Source organism: Pimelobacter sp. 30-1 (genome assembly GCF_018831735.1).
Taxonomy (GTDB): Bacteria; Actinomycetota; Actinomycetes; order Propionibacteriales; family Nocardioidaceae; genus Nocardioides.
The window spans coordinates 1-16394 of the sequence record NZ_NHTS01000005.1; the positions used below are offsets into that span (position 1 = coordinate 1).

Annotated in this window: 15 protein-coding genes and 1 pseudogene; 12 read left to right on the top strand and 4 right to left on the bottom strand. The window is 74.4% G+C overall.

Annotated elements, in window-relative coordinates:
* Window positions 1-423 (top strand): annotated as a pseudogene (locus CCO04_RS11330) (pyridoxal 5'-phosphate synthase lyase subunit PdxS); the annotation flags it as partial.
* A 6-nt stretch (window positions 424-429) separates the two neighbouring features.
* Window positions 430-939, top strand: a complete 510-nt coding sequence (locus tag CCO04_RS11335; RefSeq protein ID WP_215814259.1) for a heme-binding protein — start codon at window positions 430-432, stop codon at window positions 937-939.
* On the opposite strand, the gene CCO04_RS11340 is transcribed toward CCO04_RS11335, so the two are convergent.
* Window positions 832-1926: a hypothetical protein gene (locus tag CCO04_RS11340; RefSeq protein ID WP_215814260.1), complete on the bottom strand. Its 1095-nt coding sequence runs from the start codon at window positions 1924-1926 to the stop codon at window positions 832-834. The two genes, CCO04_RS11335 and CCO04_RS11340, sit on opposite strands and share 108 nt — an antisense overlap.
* A gap of 131 nt (window positions 1927-2057) precedes the next feature.
* Window positions 2058-2567, bottom strand: coding sequence for a MarR family winged helix-turn-helix transcriptional regulator (locus tag CCO04_RS11345; protein ID WP_215814261.1), 510 nt, complete (start codon window positions 2565-2567; stop codon window positions 2058-2060).
* 17 nt (window positions 2568-2584) lie between these two features.
* On the opposite strand from CCO04_RS11345, the gene CCO04_RS11350 reads away from it, so the two are divergent.
* A complete protein-coding gene (locus CCO04_RS11350; RefSeq protein WP_215814262.1) occupies window positions 2585-4612 on the top strand; it encodes an MMPL family transporter in 2028 nt (675 codons plus the stop codon).
* 1 nt (window position 4613) lies between these two features.
* Here the strand turns inward: CCO04_RS11350 and ilvA are convergent, their stop codons facing one another.
* Together ilvA and CCO04_RS11360 are read right to left on the bottom strand one after the other, a co-directional pair.
* The gene (gene ilvA / locus CCO04_RS11355) at window positions 4614-5837 is read right to left on the bottom strand and encodes a threonine ammonia-lyase (RefSeq protein ID WP_215814263.1); all 1224 of its coding nucleotides are present in this window, start codon (window positions 5835-5837) and stop codon (window positions 4614-4616) included.
* A complete protein-coding gene (locus CCO04_RS11360; RefSeq protein ID WP_215814264.1) occupies window positions 5834-7270 on the bottom strand; it encodes a PLP-dependent aminotransferase family protein in 1437 nt (478 codons plus the stop codon). The genes ilvA and CCO04_RS11360 overlap by 4 nt, the downstream gene beginning before the upstream one ends.
* A gap of 173 nt (window positions 7271-7443) precedes the next feature.
* Here CCO04_RS11360 and CCO04_RS11365 point away from each other — a divergent pair, with 173 nt between their 5' ends.
* From CCO04_RS11365 to CCO04_RS11405, 9 genes are read left to right on the top strand one after another with little or no spacing between them, the layout of a single operon-like run.
* On the top strand, window positions 7444-8673 hold the full coding sequence (locus CCO04_RS11365) for an extracellular solute-binding protein (RefSeq protein WP_215814265.1): 1230 nt from the start codon (window positions 7444-7446) through the stop codon (window positions 8671-8673).
* The gene (locus CCO04_RS28500) at window positions 8664-9575 is read left to right on the top strand and encodes an ABC transporter permease (RefSeq protein WP_215814266.1); all 912 of its coding nucleotides are present in this window, start codon (window positions 8664-8666) and stop codon (window positions 9573-9575) included. Before CCO04_RS11365 ends, CCO04_RS28500 begins: the two co-directional genes overlap by 10 nt.
* On the top strand, window positions 9572-10393 hold the full coding sequence (locus CCO04_RS11375) for an ABC transporter permease (RefSeq protein ID WP_215814267.1): 822 nt from the start codon (window positions 9572-9574) through the stop codon (window positions 10391-10393). Before CCO04_RS28500 ends, CCO04_RS11375 begins: the two co-directional genes overlap by 4 nt.
* Window positions 10390-11493, top strand: coding sequence for an ABC transporter ATP-binding protein (locus CCO04_RS11380; protein ID WP_215814268.1), 1104 nt, complete (start codon window positions 10390-10392; stop codon window positions 11491-11493). The genes CCO04_RS11375 and CCO04_RS11380 overlap by 4 nt, the downstream gene beginning before the upstream one ends.
* A gap of 2 nt (window positions 11494-11495) precedes the next feature.
* Window positions 11496-12794 carry a M20/M25/M40 family metallo-hydrolase gene (locus CCO04_RS11385; protein ID WP_215814269.1) on the top strand — a complete coding sequence of 433 codons (1299 nt, stop codon included), beginning with the start codon at window positions 11496-11498 and terminating at the stop codon, window positions 12792-12794.
* Window positions 12791-13771, top strand: a complete 981-nt coding sequence (locus CCO04_RS11390; protein WP_215814270.1) for an LLM class flavin-dependent oxidoreductase — start codon at window positions 12791-12793, stop codon at window positions 13769-13771. The genes CCO04_RS11385 and CCO04_RS11390 overlap by 4 nt, the downstream gene beginning before the upstream one ends.
* Window positions 13772-13794: 23 nt before the next feature.
* Window positions 13795-14298 carry a nuclear transport factor 2 family protein gene (locus CCO04_RS11395; protein ID WP_215814271.1) on the top strand — a complete coding sequence of 168 codons (504 nt, stop codon included), beginning with the start codon at window positions 13795-13797 and terminating at the stop codon, window positions 14296-14298.
* On the top strand, window positions 14295-14975 hold the full coding sequence (locus CCO04_RS11400; protein ID WP_215814272.1) for a DUF1028 domain-containing protein: 681 nt from the start codon (window positions 14295-14297) through the stop codon (window positions 14973-14975). The genes CCO04_RS11395 and CCO04_RS11400 overlap by 4 nt, the downstream gene beginning before the upstream one ends.
* The gene (locus tag CCO04_RS11405) at window positions 14972-16354 is read left to right on the top strand and encodes an amidase (RefSeq protein ID WP_215814273.1); all 1383 of its coding nucleotides are present in this window, start codon (window positions 14972-14974) and stop codon (window positions 16352-16354) included. The genes CCO04_RS11400 and CCO04_RS11405 overlap by 4 nt, the downstream gene beginning before the upstream one ends.
* The last annotated feature ends 40 nt before the right edge of the window (window positions 16355-16394 follow it).

Here is a 16394-nt window from a genome sequence, read left to right on the forward strand (position 1 = left end):
GGTGACGTTTCCAACGCGGTGACCCACATGCGCACCATCCGCGCCGAGATCCGCCGCCTCGGCGCACTGGCCGACGACGAGCTGTACGTCGCGGCCAAGGAGCTCCAGGCGCCTTACGACCTGGTCGTCGAGGTCGCCCGCACCGGCAAGCTCCCGGTGGTGCTGTTCACCGCCGGCGGGATCGCGACCCCGGCGGACGCGGCGATGATGATGCAGCTCGGCGCCGAGGGCGTCTTCGTCGGCTCGGGGATCTTCAAGTCGGGCAACCCGGCCCAGCGGGCCGAGGCGATCGTGAAGGCCACGACCTTCCACGACGACCCTGATGTGGTTGCGAAGGTCTCGCGTGGTCTGGGTGAGGCGATGGTCGGCATCAACGTCGACGAGCCCGCCCGCTCGATCCAGTTCGCCGAGCGTGGCTGGTAGGCGCTCGTGCCCCGCACCTGCGCGGTCATCACGCTCGCCGAGGCGGAGGCGGTCGTGCGCGCGGCGCTCGCCGCCGCGGCCGCCGCGGACCTCGCGGTCGCCGTCGTCGTGGCCGACCCGTGGGGCGTGCCCGTGGCCACCGCCCGGATGGACGGCGTCCCGGCCCTCGTCGCCGCCGCCGCCCACGGCAAGGCGGTCACGGCAGCCGCCCTCGGCGTACCGACGGGGGTGTGGGAGGAGCGCACCGCCGCCGACCCGTCGTTCCCGGCCACCGTCGGCACGGTCCCCGGCTTCACGCCCATCGCGGGCGGCGACCTGGTCCGGATCGGCGGCGAGGTGGTCGGCGCGGTCGGCGTCAGCGGTGGTACGTCGGACCAGGACGCCGCGATCGCGCGGACCGCGGGCGCCTCACTGGTTCAGCCGGTGGTAGATCTCCAGCGCCGGCTTGACGACGGCGGTCACGAGGGAGCCGATGACGACGACGGCGGCGGTCCGGCCCAGCAACCAGGGGCGTAGGCGGTCGAACACGGGCGGCCACGAGCGCTTGGCGATGTCGGTGGTGATGCCCGTTGCAGGGATCTCCTCGCGGATGATCGCGTCGACCATCCGGCGCATCTCGTCGGTGAGGTCCGTTCCCGGTGCCGCGAGCTGGGTGAGGAGGGCGATCCGCCCCTCCTCGGTGGTGACCCCCGCGGGATAGCGCAGGGCGACGCGCTTCAGGGCGAGCGCCGCGATCCAGGTCGATCGACGCTTCCGGTGACGCACCTTCTGCGTTGATGTCTCGGCCAGGCGCAGCGGGTTGACCACGGCATCGGCGCCCTGCCTGGTCGGGGGTTCCTCGTCGTCCTGGGCTCGGTCGAGCCACAGCTGCTGGACGAGCCGGGCCAACGGATCCAGGAAGGTCACCGCGCTGTCTGCCGCGATCAGGATGACTCCCCACACCGTGAGCGTCCCCATCAGGACGACGAGGTCGGCCGGTCCGGACGTGGGGGCGTTCGCGAGGAACATGCCGAGTGCGACGATCGCCCCGACCGTCGCTCCGAGGCAGGTCGAACCGTAGCGGTGCATGCTCCGGGCGACGCGCCAGCCGACGATGCGCGCGTCGTCGCCGTGGTGACCGAGCATGTCGGGACGTCGGCACCTGTCCTCCCAGGCTCGCAGGCTGTGGGTGACGAGGCGGTGCCAGAGGGCCTCGGCCGCGGCCGCGATGGCCACCAGCGCCAGGAGGAGCCCCCAGCCCGCCCAGTCCGGCACCGCGAAGGGCGCCAGCGCGTCGACTACCTGGATCAGGCCGAGCAGGAGCATCGATCCCGCGAACAAGCGCGCGGCGAGGGAGAAGAGCCAGAGGAGGACGCGCGCTCGCGCCGGCCACGCCGGGCTGAAGGTCCGCGCGGTTGCTCGCACGGTCGTCACGCCGAACTCGACGAAGTGGACGAGAAGCGCGACGAGCAGGCCGAGCACGGTCATCTCGACCAGCTCTCGGGTGTGGTGCAGATCGATCATGGTCCTGCCCCTACCGCCTGCCCGCGACCGCTTCGCGAGGTGGTCAGCGACGGTAGGTGGGGGCAGTCCCGGCGGGAAGGCCGGAGCCCCGGCTTGTTCGCGAATCGTCGAGCACGGCTCGGCGCGGCCGGTCAGGGGGCCGGAATGTCGCGCGCTCTCGTGCTCCCCGTCGCCCCGTCGCGCGTCCCGGCGAGCGACCGGGTCGCCGCGGAGGCCGCCCGCAGCCAGCGCTCGACGACCGCGACCTCGTCGGGGTCGAGCCCGTCGAGCGAGTCGCGCAGTGCGCCCGCGAGCGGGCGGAAGAACTCCCCGGCGAGCTGCTGGGCCGAGGGGTGCAGCTCGAGCAGCCGGCGGCGGCCGTCGGCCGGGTCGGGCGTGCGTACGACGTGCCCGCTCGCCTCCAGCCGGTGCAGGAGCGCGGTGGTCGCCGGCGGGCTGAGCTCGATCGAGGCGGCCAGCGAGGACGGCGTCACCGGGAGGCCGCGCAGCCGGGCCTGGTGCAGGTAGGCCAGCGCGTCGACGTCGGTGGGGTGCAGGCCGTGGCGGTGGGCGAAGCCGTGGGAGAAGCGGTTGAGCTCGTACGACAGCTCCTGCACCAGCACGGGCACCGCCGCGCCCGGCGTACCCCTGGGGTCGCTCATGGGCTTATCCTTCCATCATGGAACTATCTCCGCTGTCCCGGCGCCTGCTCCCGTTCCTGCGTCCGCGGGTGGCCTGGGTCCTCCCGATGATCTACCTCGTCGTGGGTGGCGCGCTCATCGGACTCGCCGGGACCGCGCCGGTCGAGCGCGGGACGACCGACCAGCTCCCCGCCGGGTACGACGCCACGGAGGTCGCCCGCCTGGTCGACGCCTTCCCGTCGGGCCGCGACCAGGTCGCCGTCGTGCTCTTCTCCGCCGACCACCAGCTGACCGCGGCCGAGACCACCGCGGTCGGCGACGTGCTCACCCGGGTCGCGGGCGGTGCGGTGGCGCCGCCCCAGCCCTCCGCCGACGGTACGGCGCTCGTCGGCGTGGTGCCGGTCGCCGAGACCGACGCGGCCCGGCTCGCCGACGACATCGACCGGCTGCGAGCCGACGTCCGCGCGGGCCTGCCGGACGGCGTGCGCGCCGCGGTCACCGGTCCGGCCGCGATCCAGGGGGACCTGGCGCGGGTGTTCGACGGCGCCGACCTCCGGCTGCTGCTGGTGACGGCGTCGGTGGTGGCGGTCCTGCTGATCATCACCTACCGCTCGCCCCTGCTCTGGCTGGTCCCGTTGACGGTCGTCGGCCTCGCGGACCGGCTCGCCGCGGTCGCCGCGACGCACGCGCTGTCGGGGCTCGGGGTCGCCTTCGACGAGTCGACGACCGGGATCCTGTCGGTGCTGGTGTTCGGCGCGGGGACCAACTACGCGCTCCTGCTGATCTCCCGCTACCGCGACGAGCTGCGTCGTACGGCCAGCCGGGGGGAGGCGATGGCGCACGCCTGGGTGCGGACCGGCGAGGCCGTGCTGGCCAGTGCCGCGACCGTCGTCGTCGCGCTCCTGGCCCTGCTGCTCTCGGCGTTCCCCACCACCCGCGGGCTCGGGCTGGCCTGCGCGATCGGCGTGGTCGTGGCGGCCGTCGCCGTGCTCGTCGTGCTCCCGCTGGCGCTGGTCGTCTTCCCGCGCGGGATCTTCTGGCCGCGCCGGCCCGCGGTCGGGCAGGCCGCCCTGTCGGACGACCGCACGGTGTGGCGCCGGATCGGCGACGCCGTCGCCGCCCGTCCGCTCGCTGCGGCACTGTCCGGGCTGGTCGTCCTCGCGGTGCTGGCGAGCGGCTTGCTCGGCATCCGCAGCGGGCTCTCCGAGGCGGACCAGTTCATCGACACCCCCGAGTCGATCACCGCCGCCGCCCGCCTGGCGGAGTCGTTCCCGGCCGGCAGCACCGACCCGGCCGTCGTCCTGACCTCGGACCCGGCCGACGAGGTCGTCGCCGCGGCCGAGGCCGCCGAGGGGGTCGAGTCGGTGCGCGAGGCCGGCGAGCACGACGGACGGACCCGCCTCGACGTCGTCCTCGCCCACGCCCCCGGTACGGCGGCCGCGCGGGCCGACGTCGCCTCCCTGCGCGCCGCGCTCGACGACTTCCCCGGCACACTCGTCGGCGGGACCGACGCCGAGGAGGCCGACATCGCGGCGGCCACGTCGGCCGACCGCGGCCTGATCCTGCCGCTCATCCTGGTCGTGGTGCTGCTCGCGCTCGGGCTGCTCCTGCGCTCGGTGGTCGCGCCGATCGTGCTCGTGGCGACGGTGGTCGCGACGTACCTGGCGGCGCTCGGCGCCGGCTGGCTCATCGGCTCGCAGGTCTTCGGCTTCGACCGGCTCGACGTCGGCGTCCCCCTGCAGGCCTTCCTCTTCCTCGTCGCGCTCGGCGTCGACTACAACATCTTCCTCGTCACCCGCGCCGCCGAGGAGGGCCGCCGCCACGGCCCGCGCGAGGGCATGCTGCGGGCGCTCGCGTCGACCGGCGGCGTGATCACCAGCGCGGGCATCCTGCTCGCCGCGGTCTTCGCGGTGCTCGGCGTGCTCCCGCTGGTCGTGCTGGCCCAGCTCGGCATCGTGATCTGCGTCGGCGTCCTGCTCGACACGCTCCTGGTGCGGACGGTGCTGGTGCCCGCGATCGCGATCCGGATGGGGGAGCGGTTCTGGTGGCCGCGGCGGCTCGGCTGAGTCAGGTGCCCTCCGGCTCCTCGGCGCCGTCGTGGTCGAGCACCAGGTAGTGCTCGCGCAGGGCCGCGATGACCGACCGGGCGTGCTCGGGGCCGCGGGTCTCGAGCTGGAGCGCGACGTCGACCTCGCCGAGCCCGTGCCGCGTCGTACGGTCGTGCGCGACCTCGTGCACGTTGACCTCGCAGCGGGCGAGCTCGGCGAGCAGTCCGGCCAGACCGCCGGTGCGGTCGGGGATCCGGACCCGCGCCGACAGGTAGCGCCCCGAGGCCGCGAGGCCGTGCCGGATCACGTTCATCATCAGCAGCGGGTCGATGTTGCCGCCCGACAGGACGGCGACCGCGGGCGTGGTGAACGCCTCGGGCTCGGCGAGCAGGGCGGCGACGGTCACCGCGCCCGCCGGCTCGACGACGAGCTTGGCCCGCTCCATGAGCTGCAGCACGGCGTGGGCGATCTGGTCCTCGCTCACGGTGACGACCCGCTCGACCTCGGCCTGGACGTGGGCGAAGGGCAGCGCTCCGGGACGGGCCACGGCGATGCCGTCGGCGATCGTGGCCATCCGGTCGAGCGGCACCGGCGCGCCGGACCGCAGCGACGCCGGGTACGCCGCCGCCGCGGCGGCCTGCACCCCGACCACCCGTACGTCGGGCCGCACCGCCCGGATCGCGTGCGCGACCCCGGCCGCCAGCCCGCCGCCACCGATCGGGACGACGACGGTCGCGACCTCCGGGCACTGCTCGAGCAGCTCGAGGCCGAGCGTGCCCTGGCCGGCGACGATGTCGGGGTGGTCGAAGGGGTGGACCAGCGTGGCGCCGGTCTCGGCGGCGTAGGCCTCGGCGTGGGTGAGGGCCTCGTCGATGGTGGCGCCCGCGATCCGCACCTCGGCGCCGTAGCCGCGGGTGGCCTGCTCCTTGGGGATCGAGGCGCCCCGCGGCATGTAGACCACGGCCGGCATGCCGAGCAGCTGGGCGGCGAGCGCGACGCCCTGGGCGTGGTTGCCGGCGCTGGCGGCGACGACGCCGGCCCGGCGCTCGTCCGCGCTCAGCCGGGCCATCCGGACGTAGGCACCGCGGATCTTGAACGAGCCGGCGCGCTGGAGGTTCTCGGCCTTGAGCAGCACCGGGCCGCCGAGGATGCCGGAGAGCCAGCGCGACTCCTCGACCGGCGTCCGTACGGCGACGGGGGCGATCAGCCGCTGGGCGGCACGGATGGCGTCGAGGTCGATCACAGCGCCTCCCGCTCGCGCTCGTAGGCACCCCAGGCCGCGGCGAGGCGGTCGACCGCCTCGGTGAGGACCGCGGGTGGGGCGACGAAGGGCAGCCGCAGGTGGTCGTGGTGGCTCTCGTCGGCGCAGAAGATCGGGCCGGGGGAGACGTCGACACCGTGGTGGACCGCGATCCGGGCGAACTCGTGGGCGCTCCCGCGGGGGAGCTGGGTCCACATCGACAGCCCGCCGACCGGCAGCGTGGGGCGCCAGCTCGGCAGCCGCTCGGCCAGCGCGCTGGTGAGCGCGGCGAGGCCGGTCTCCGCGTGCGCACGGCGGGCGGCGGCCAGCTCGTCGAAGCGGTCGAGCAGGCCGAGCACCACCAGCTGGCTGAGCACCGGCGTGCCGTTGTCGGCGACCGCCTTGAGCCGGGCCAGCCGGTCGATGGTGGGCTCGGAGGAGCGGACCCAGCCGATGCGGAGCCCGGGCCAGACGACCTTGGAGAACGAGCCGACGGTGAGGATCCAGCGGTCCGGCGAGAACGACGCGATCGGCGGGAGCACGGGGGTGTCGCCGAGCTGGAGGCCGGCCAGCGCGATGTTCTCGACCACCGGCACCTGGAGGTCGTGGGCGAGCTCGGCCAGCCGCTTGCGGCGGGCCAGGGTGAGCTGGGCGCCGGTGGGGTTGTGGAAGTCGGGCGTGACCAGCACCAGGTCCGCCTGCGACTTCGCGATCGCGTCGGGGACCAGGTCGACCCGGGCCCCGTGGGCGTCGACGGGTAGCGAGCGGATCTTGGAGCCGTGGGCGGTGAGGGCGTCGAGGGTGCCGGTCCACGTGGGGTTCTCGACCACCACCGGTTCGCGGTTCGGCAGGAAGAGCTGGGCCAGCAGGGTGATCGCCTGGGCCACGCCGGTGGTGATGAGGATCTGGCTCGGGACCGTCGGCAGCCCGGACGCGCTCAGGTGGCCGGCGATCGCGGCCCGCAGCTCGGGGTGCCCGTACGGCAGGTAGCCCATGCCGACGGACCCGGCGCCGAGCGAGAGCGAGCCGAGGGTGTCGGCGACGCCGAGCGGCTCGGTGAAGGCGGCGCTGGCCATGTCGATCAGGGCCGGAGCCGGCTCGCGCGTCGAGCGGAGCAGCCGCTGGACGGGGTAGGAGGAGTAGACCGCGCCGTCGGGGGAGACGCCGAGCGTGTCGCTGCGGGTGGCGACCCAGGTGCCGGCGCCCTGCCGGGCCTCCAGCCAGCCGTCCTGCTTGAGCGCGTCGAGCGCGGCCACGACCGTGGTCCGGCTGACCCCCAGCGCGTCCGCGATCTGGCGCTCGGGAGGGAGCCGGGTACCTGGGGCCAGGTCGTAGCGCTCGATCGCGGCGCGCACGGCCGCGGCGAGCTGGACGTAGCGGGGCCCGGCGCCGGACGCCCAGGGTCCGAGCACGTCGCCGAGATTGAGGCCCATCATGTGCCTTTCCTCTGCATTTCAATGCCAATATGCGGCAGATTGGATATGTACGAGCAGAGCGTTCCTCCGCAGACTACCTGATATCTGAAATTGGTCACGTAAAGCCAATCCAATATGTCAGAGTCTTGCAATCCAAATCAGACCAACCGGGTTGATTTCCAAGGAGCGGGTTCATGTCTCTCATCGGTTCGCAGAAGGCGTCGCACAGGCTCGGGGAGCGCGACGAATGGGCACACGACGTCGCGACCCGGCTCGGGTCGTCGGCGCACCTGGCGCAGGTGCGCGCCTCGCTCGGCGCCCTCGCCACGGCGAGCGGCTCGCGCCGCGACGTCCTCAAGTGGCTGGGCATCGGCGCCGGTGTCGCGGCCGCGCCGACGCTGCTGGCGGCGTGCGGCAGCGACGCGAGCACCTCGCCGGGCTCGGCGGGCACCGGCATCCCCGACGGGAGCGGCCGCACGCTGTCGGTCTCGGTGTGGGGCGGTGAGACCGAGCGCGCCTTCAAGGAGACCGTCGAGCCGGTCTTCCGCAAGCTCACCGGCGCCAAGGTGCAGTACGACACCGGCTCGGGCGGCGAGCGGTTCAACAAGCTCCTGGCCCAGATCGGCTCGCCGACCGTCGACGTGTTCATCAACTCGGGCGAGAACGTCTACCAGGCCAACCGCCAGGGTCTGCTGACCGACATCGACACCCGGCGCGTCCCGAACGCCGCCGACATCGCCGACTGGGCCAAGCTCTTCCCCTACGGCATCTCCTACGGGCTCGTCGCCTTCGGCCTGACCCGGGCCAAGGGGGTGCCGGCGCTGACGAGCTGGGGCGACCTGTGGCGTCCCGAGCTCGCCGGCCGGCTCGGTCTGCCGGGCATCGGGCACACCCAGATGCCGATGTTCCTGATCATGGCCGCCGAGCTCAACGGCGGCTCGGCCACCGACATCGACCCCGGGCTCAAGGCGCTGGCCAAGCTCGATCCCGCCGTGCTCCAGTACTTCTGGACCGAGTGGGCCGACCGGGCCAAGGGCGGCGAGGTGGACGTCGTCCCCGAGTTCAACTACTCGCTGCTGGGCGCGAACGACGCGGGCGTCGGCTTCTCCTTCGACTTCCCGCAGGAGAAGGCGATCGCCGCCGACAACACGATGGCGATCGTCAAGGGCCGGCCCAACGAGGACCTCGCGCACGTCTTCCTCGACGTCGCCTTCGACGCCGACGTGCAGACCGCCTTCTGCGGAGAGTGGCTGGGCTCGCCGGCCAACACCAAGGCCACGATCGCGCCGAAGGTCGCCGGCAAGGTGCCGCTCGCGTCCGAGATCCTCGACCAGGTCCGGTTCTTCGACCTGGGCGAGATCGCCAACAAGCGAGCCGAGTGGACCGAGCGGCTGAACTCCGAGGTGCTGCCCTCGTGGGAGTGACACCACTGCGGCGGCGTGCGGGCGCGCGGAGGTCGACGAGCCACGTCATCGGCTCGTCGGGCCTGTCCGTGCTGCCCGCCGTCGTCGCCTTCGCCCTCGCCGTGCTGGCGCCGGCGGCGGTCATCTTCCACCAGAGCCTGCAGCCCAACCCGCTGGGCGACCCGAGCGCGGCGCACGAGACGTGGGGCAACTACGACCGGCTGCTGACCGACCCGATCTACCGCGACGTCATGCTGCGCACGCTGCGGGTCAGCGTGATCGGCGGCGTGGCCAGCGTGCTCATCGGGCTCGCGCTGGTGGTCGCGCTGACCGCCTTCCGGCGCCGGGAGGTCAGCTCGGTGTGGCTCTTCCTCCTGGTCGCGCCGATCCTGTCCGGGCCGGTGATCACGGTGCTCGGCTGGATGGGTCTCTTCGTGGAGGGCGGCCTCGGCTACCGCGTGGTCAACGCGCTGCGGCCCTTGTGGGGCGGGAGTCCCGGCCGGGTCGCGGAGACCGAGATCGCGATGACGATCGGCACGGTCCACTTCGTCGTCCCGTTCGTGGTGCTCACGCTCTACCCGATCGCGCGCACCGTCTCCAAGGACCTGCTCGAGGCCTCGCTCACCCTCGGGGTCTCGCCGGTGCGGACGGTCTTCCGCGTCGTCCTCCCGCTGTGCCGACCCGGGATCCTCGCCGCCTCGATCGTGGGCCTGGCGATGGCGCTGAGCGCGTTCGTCAACGCCCGGTTCCTCGGCGGCGAGCGCAACCTCGTGCTCACCACGCTGGTGAGCCAGCTCGTCAACACGTTCAACCCGACGCTCGCCGCGGCCAGCTCGGTGCTGCTCGTCGGGCTCGGCCTGCTCCTCGTCGGCATCTACGGCCGGGTCCTCAGCCGCAGCGCCGCGCGCGAGGTGTCCCGATGAGCGCCCGGCCGCGTCGTCGGCGCCAGCAGGGCTGGGCCGCCTGGCGGGTGCTGCGGACGTCGACGATCGTGCTCGGCTTCGCCTTCGTGCTCGGCCCGGTGCTCCCGGTCGTCCTCCAGGCCTTCAACGACTCCCCGACCTTCCCCGACCGGATGCGTGGCTTCACGCTGCACTGGTTCGCCGACCTGCTGACCTACGACGAGTTCATCGACGGCACGCTGACCAGCGCCAAGATCGGGATCGGGGCCACCGCGCTCGCCCTGGTGCTCGGCGTCTCCGCGGCCTTCGCGGTGACCCGGGGACCACGCTGGATGACCGGTGCCGGCGCGACGTCGGTGCTGATGGGGCCGATCGTCGTCCCGCAGATCGTCGTCGGCCTGGCGATCCTCCAGGTCATCAACCAGCTCCAGATCCAGGTCGGCCTGGCTGGTCTGGTGGTGGCGCACGGCGTCTTCGTCGCGCCGTTCGTGATCCGGCTGGTCGCCGGAGCCCTGCAGGCCCAGGGCACGTCGTACGAGTCGACCGCGATGGCGCTCGGCTCGTCGCCGGCGCGGGTGCTGACCACGGTCACGTTCCCGATGCTCCGGCCGGCACTGATCGCGAGCTCGGTGTTCGCGTTCACGCTGTCGTTCGTCAACGTGCCGCTCTCGCTGTTCCTGGCGCCCTCGGACCAGCGTCCCCTGCCGATCAGCATCTACCAGCAGATGGCCAGCAACCGGACGCCGGTGCTCGCTGCCCTGTCGTTGCTGCTGGCTGTTCTCCTCCTGGTGGCCGCCGCCGCCGTGGAGCGATTCCTACGAGTGAGGTTGCTTCAATGACGGGATCTTCGCAGCGGGTCGCGCTCGCCGGCGTCACGGTCGACTACGGCAAGGGGCCGGTGGTCACCGACCTCGACCTGACCATGGCGCCGGGGGAGATCACCGCGCTGCTCGGGCAGAGCGGGTGCGGCAAGTCGACCACCCTGCGCGCGATCGCCGGTCTGGTCACCCCCACCGCGGGGACCATCCACTTCGGCGACGACGACGTGACGCTCACCCCGCCGTGGCGGCGCGACCTCGGGCTGGTCTTCCAGAACCACGCCCTGTTCCCGCACCTCAGCGTGGCCAAGAACATCGAGTACGGCCTGCGCCGCCGGATGTCCCGGACCGCCCGCCGGCAGCGGGTGGCCGAGATGCTGGCGCTCGTCGGGCTCGAGGAGCTCGCCGAGGTCGAGCCCGGCCAGCTCTCCGGCGGCCAGTCGCAGCGGGCGGCGCTCGCCCGGGCACTCGCCCCCGATCCGCGGATCCTGCTGCTGGACGAGCCGTTCTCGGCGCTCGACGCGAACCTGCGCGACCGGATGCGGGCCGAGGTCGAGTCGATCATCCGCAAGGTCGGCGTCACCACCGTGATGGTCACCCACGACCAGGACGAGGCGATGTCGATGGCCGACCGGGTGGCGGTCATGGCCGACGGGCGGATCCTCGAGGTGGCCCCGCCCGAGGACATCTTCCGGCGCCCGGAGTTCGCCTACACCGCGCGCTTCGTCGGTGCCTCCAACCTGCTCGCCGGGCAGGTGGACCGCTCGGGCGGCGCGCCCCGCTTCCTGGTCGGCACGACCGCGGTCGCCCTCGCCGAGCCGGCCGGGCGGGCCGAGCCGGCCGAGGTGCCGGGCGCGGCCGCGCTGGCGCTCAAGCCCGAGGACGTGCTGCTCGACCCCGGCGCGAGCGCGGACGTCGTGCTCGACGCGTGCCTGGTGAGCAGCAAGTTCCACGGTCCGATCCGCGACCTGACCTGGCGGGTCCCCGCGCTGGGCGATGTCGTCCTGCGCTCGCGCGTCCCCGCCGGTACGACGGTCCCGGACGTCGGCGGCGCCGGCCGGATCGGCTGGCACGCGGCCTCGGCGACCCTCGTCCACGACCCCGACGGCGGTGCCTCGTGACGGTGACCGGGCCGGCCCTGCTGGACGACGTGTTCGCGCGCCTCGACGACGACCTCGACGCCGCGCTCGCGGTCCTCGCCGAGCACGTCGCCCAGCCGAGCGTGAGCTCGACGGGCGAGGGCGTGCGTGCCGCGGCCGAGCAGCTCCGGGCCCGGATGGAGGCCTGCGGGTTCGCCGGCCGGGTCGTCGAGACCGCCGGCCACCCGGCCGTGGTCGGGCGCCGGCCCGGGCCTCCGGGCGCGCCGCGCCTGGTGTTCTACGGCCACTACGACGTGCAGCCGGCCGCCGCGGCCGACGGCTGGTCGTCGGCACCGTTCGCGCCCGAGCAGCGGGACGGACGGGTCTACGGCCGCGGCAGCGCGGACAACAAGGGTCAGCACCTCGCCGTCCTGCACGGCCTGCACGCGCTGCTGGCGGCACACCCCGGTCTCCCGATCGACCTCACGGTGATCGTCGACGGCGAGGAGGAGATCACCTCGCCGTCCCTGGGCCCGGTGCTCGCCGCGCACCGCTCGGCCGTCGGCGCCGACCTGGTCGTCGCCACGGACGGCGCGCTGCACCCCAGCGGCGCGCCGACGGTGGTCCGGGGCTGCCGCGGTCTCGTCTACCTCGACGTGAGCGCCGTCGGTGCCGACCGCGACCTCCACGGCGGCACGTACGGCGGCGCGGTCGACAACGCGGTCACGCTGCTGGTCGGTGCGCTGGCCTCGCTGCACGCGGCCGACGGCACGGTCGCCGTCGCCGGCTTCGCCGACGGTGCGCTCGCCCCCGACCCCGACCCGCGCGACCCGGACGGCCGCCGCCCGGTGCTCGTGCCGCACGTCGGCCTGGCGGGGATCGGTGGCGGTCACCAGGGACCCGGCATGAAGACGGTCGTGCCGCACCGGGCGCACGCCAAGGTCGAGTGCCGCCTGGTCCCCGGGCAGTCGGCCGTGCGGGTCGGCGCTCTGGTCGCCGCGCACCTGGAGCGGTCCCGCGGGGTGAGCGCGCGCGTCATCGGCGTCACCGAGCCCTACCGGTGCGCGCCCGGCGATCCCGTGCTCGACGAGGTGGCCGCCGCGATCGGCAGTGCCGGGGGAGCGGAGCCCGTGGTGGTGACGTCGCTCGGCGGGACGCTGCCGCTGGCCGTCCTGGCCGAGGGCCTGGACGCCCCGGTCCTGCTGGTGCCGCTCGCCGGTGCCGACCAGAACAACCACGGCGTGGACGAGAACCTCCGCGTCGACGACTTCCGCTACGGGATGCGGGCGGCCGCGGCGATCGCGGCAGCTGTGGCCCGGCGGAGCGAGGAGGAGCAGCGGTGAAGATCGGGATCGGCTACCCCCAGGCGCTCGACCCGAGCGCGGCGCTCGCGCTGGTCGAGGACGCCGACCGGGCGGGCCTCGACAGCGTGTGGATCGCGGAGAACCCCTACTGGCCGGGAGCGTTCGCCACGGCCGGCGCGGTCGCCGCTCGCTCGCGGCGCATCGAGATCGGGATCGGCGTGGTCAGTGCGTTCACCCGCTCGCCCGCCGTGATCGCGATGGAGGCCGGACAGGTGCAGCGGCTGTCCGGCGGCCGGCTGGTGCTTGGGCTCGGTGTCGGTGGTCCACGGGTGCTGGACGACCTCGGCGTCAGTGTCGCCCAGCCGGTCGCGGCGCTCGAGGAGACGCTCGTCGTCCTGCGTGCGCTCTTCAGCGACGGCATCGCGGCGCACGAGGGGCCCGTGCACCGGCTGCGCGACGTCCGGCTGTCGTTCCCCGTCGAGGCGCCGCCGCTGGTGGTGGGCACGATCGGCCCCCGGATGCTCGCGATGACCGCCGCGACGGCCGACGGCGTCGTGATCTCGGCGCACGTCCCGACCGCCGAGATCGAGCGGATCGCGCGCGAGCACCGGGCGGCCGAGCGGCCCGGGACGCGCGGACGGATCACCGCCTTCGTCGCCGCCGCGCTGGACGACGACCCCGACCGGGCCCGCGCCCGGCTCAAGCCCGACCTCGCCGCGACCATGGTGCGCCTGCTGCGCATCCCGTCGCTGCAGCCGGTGCTCACCGCCGGCGACCTCACGCCCGACGACCTGGCGGCGACCGCCGCCTGTGCCCGCGAGGACCGGCCCGGCGAGGTCGCCGACCGGGTCGTCGACGAGCTCTGCCTGGCCGGCGACGCCACCGCGGTCGCGGCCCGGCTGCGCCGGCTGGCCGACGCCGGTGTCGACGAGGTCGTCCTGCTGCAGGCGGCCGAGAACCCCGGATTCACCGCGCACCTGGCCGCCCTGGCCGCGTGCGCGCGCGAGATGCGATGAACCCCCGAGAAGGAGAAGAAGACATGGAGTCCCTCGACCTGCCCGACCGCTACGCCGGCCTCGACCTCGTGGTGGAGGGAGGCACGGACGACGAGCGGCACGCGCTGCTCGTGGCGTACCACACCTACATGGTCGCCAACGATCACCTCGACTTCGGGCTGCTCTCGACGGTCTGGCACGCCGGTGCCGAGCACCTCTTCTTCAACACCAACGGGCACACCTACGAGGGGCTCGCGGACTGGGAGAACATCTGGAACTTCTACCGGCCGCAGTTCGAGCTGGTCTCGCCGTACCTGCCCGGGCGGCTGCGGGTCGGGATCGAGGGCGACCTCGCCTTCATCGCCTCCGACCGAGTGACCCGGTTCAAGCGCTGGGTCGGCGGCGACCTGAAGCACAACCCGGCCGCCTACCGCAGCACGCTCGTGCTGCGCCGCGGGGACGACGGGTGGCGCGTGGTGCACGCGCACTTCTCCACCGAGGACGAGGGCCTGCGCCCCGATCGCGACCCCGCCGGGGCGCCGGCATGACCTTCTCCGTCGTCGCCAGGGACCCGGGTTCTGGCTGCTTCGGTGTCGCGATCGCCACGGCCCGGCCGAGTGTCGGCGCCCGCTCGGCCTTCGCCCGACCCGGCATCGGCGCCTGCGCGACCCAGGCGATCGTCAACCCGGCGCTCGCCGGCGGTGCGCTCGCCGCGCTCGCCGGCGGGGACGGCGCGACGTCCGCGCTCGCCTCGGCGCTGGCGACCGATCCCGACGCCGCCCGGCGACAGGTCCTGCTGTCCGGACCGGACGGCACCGCCGCGCACACCGGCGCCGAGGTGGCCGGCTGGGCCGGTCACCTCACCGGGCTCGATGTCGTCGTCGGCGGCAACCTGCTGGCTGGCGCGGAGCCGCTGCACGCGATGCTCGCGGCCTTCGAGGAGACGCCCGGCGAGCTCGCCGACCGGCTGCTCGCGGCCCTGGTGGCGGGCGACGCCGCGGGCGGCGACCGCCGGGGACGCGAGTCCGCGGCGCTCCTTGTCGTCGACACCCGGGCCTGGCCTGCCGTCGACCTCCGGGTCGACCACGACCCCGACCCGGTGACCCGGCTCGGCGCGCTGCTCCCGCGCTGGCGCGCCCACTGGACGGCGTACGACGTGACGGGCGCGTTCGTCCCGGCCGACCCGCCCGGGCAGCCCGGCCGGCGTCCGGCGGTGACCCCGTGACGGCGCTGCACGAGCTGACCGCGGAGGCCGCCGCTGCCGAGATCCGGGCCCGGCGGCTCTCGCCGGTCGAGCTCGTCGACGCGGTCCTCGACCGGATCGAGTGGCTCGACCCCGCGCTGTCCTGCTTCGTGAGCGTCGACGCGGAGGCCGCCCGCGCGGCGGCCCGTGCGGCGGAGGCGGCGGTGGTGGCCGGCGACGAGCTCGGCGCGCTGCACGGCGTCCCCTGCTCGGTCAAGGACCTCATCGACGTCCAGGGGCTGCCGACCTCGCGCGGCGCCCTGCCCTTCGCCGGCCGGGTCGCCCAGGCCGACGCCCCCGCCGCGACGTTGGTACGACGGGCGGGCGCGATCTGCGTCGGCAAGACGACGACGCCGGAGTTCGGCTGGTCCTTCGTCACCTCCAGCCCGGTCTCGGGCAGCACCGTCAACCCGTGGTGCCCGACCCGGACCGCGGGCGGGTCCTCCGGAGGCGCGGGCGCGGCACTCGCCGCCGGGCTCGGTCCGCTCGCCGTCGCCACCGACGGCGGCGGCTCGATCCGGCTGCCGGCCGCCTTCACCGGGGTGGTGGGCCTCAAGCCGACCAGCGGGCGGGTGCCGACCTATCCGCCCAGCGACCTGGGCACGCTCGGCCACCTCGGGCCGATGGCGCGCAGCGTGCGCGACGTGGCCCGGCTGCTCGACGTCCTGACCGGGCACACCGGGAGCGAGCCCGGGCCGGCGCTGCGCGCGTGCGGACGGCCGGTCGAGCACCTGCGGATCGGCTACGCACCGACCATCAACGGGGCACCCGTCGACCCGGAGGTCCGCGAGGTCGTCGAGACCTGGGTCGCCGACCTGGTCGGCGCCGGGGTCGCGGTGACCGCCTTCGACCTGGTCGTCGACGGGGTCGAGGACACCTGGGACCGGCTCTACGCCCAGTCCATCGCCCGCCAGGTCGACGCCCTGGCGCCGGCCGACCGCGCGCTGCTCAGCCCCGAGCTCCGCTCGTTCGTCGACTCCACCCGCGGGCTGCCCCGCAGCGCCGGTCCCGACGCCGAGCTCGCCCGGCGCGCGGTGGTTGCGCAGGGCGACGCCCTGCTGCGCGAGTACGACCTGGTGATCACCCCCACCACCAGCACCGTCGCCTTCGACGCGGGGCTGGCCCACCCGGGCACCGTGGCCGGTCAGCCGGTCGGGCTCACCGACTGGACCCGGCTCACCCAGGTCTGGAACCTGACCGGCTTCCCGGCGATCTCGCTGCCGGCCGGGACGGCGTCCGACGGCCTGCCGGTCGGCGTCCAGGTCGCCGGACCGCCCCAGGGGGACGGCGTGCTGCTCGCCCTGGCCGCGTTCGCCGAGCGCGCCCTGGGCCCGCGGCTGCCGGCGCGCGTCGCCGGCTGAGCGGCACCAGAATGACGAGACCCCCGCCGGGATCCGGCGG

Bases quoted from the DNA above. Each gene is read 5' to 3' on its own strand.
- CCO04_RS11340 (WP_215814260.1), bottom strand. From the start codon at position 1,926: ATGATCGATCTGCACCACACCCGAGAGCTGGTCGAGATGACCGTGCTC.
- CCO04_RS11400 (WP_215814272.1), top strand. From the start codon at position 14,295: ATGACCTTCTCCGTCGTCGCCAGGGACCCGGGTTCTGGCTGCTTCGGT.
- CCO04_RS11365 (WP_215814265.1), top strand. From the start codon at position 7,444: ATGTCTCTCATCGGTTCGCAGAAGGCGTCGCACAGGCTCGGGGAGCGC.
- CCO04_RS11375 (WP_215814267.1), top strand. From the start codon at position 9,572: ATGAGCGCCCGGCCGCGTCGTCGGCGCCAGCAGGGCTGGGCCGCCTGG.
- CCO04_RS11380 (WP_215814268.1), top strand. From the start codon at position 10,390: ATGACGGGATCTTCGCAGCGGGTCGCGCTCGCCGGCGTCACGGTCGAC.
- CCO04_RS11360 (WP_215814264.1), bottom strand. From the start codon at position 7,270: ATGATGGGCCTCAATCTCGGCGACGTGCTCGGACCCTGGGCGTCCGGC.
- CCO04_RS11345 (WP_215814261.1), bottom strand. From the start codon at position 2,567: ATGAGCGACCCCAGGGGTACGCCGGGCGCGGCGGTGCCCGTGCTGGTG.
- CCO04_RS11350 (WP_215814262.1), top strand. From the start codon at position 2,585: ATGGAACTATCTCCGCTGTCCCGGCGCCTGCTCCCGTTCCTGCGTCCG.
- CCO04_RS11395 (WP_215814271.1), top strand. From the start codon at position 13,795: ATGGAGTCCCTCGACCTGCCCGACCGCTACGCCGGCCTCGACCTCGTG.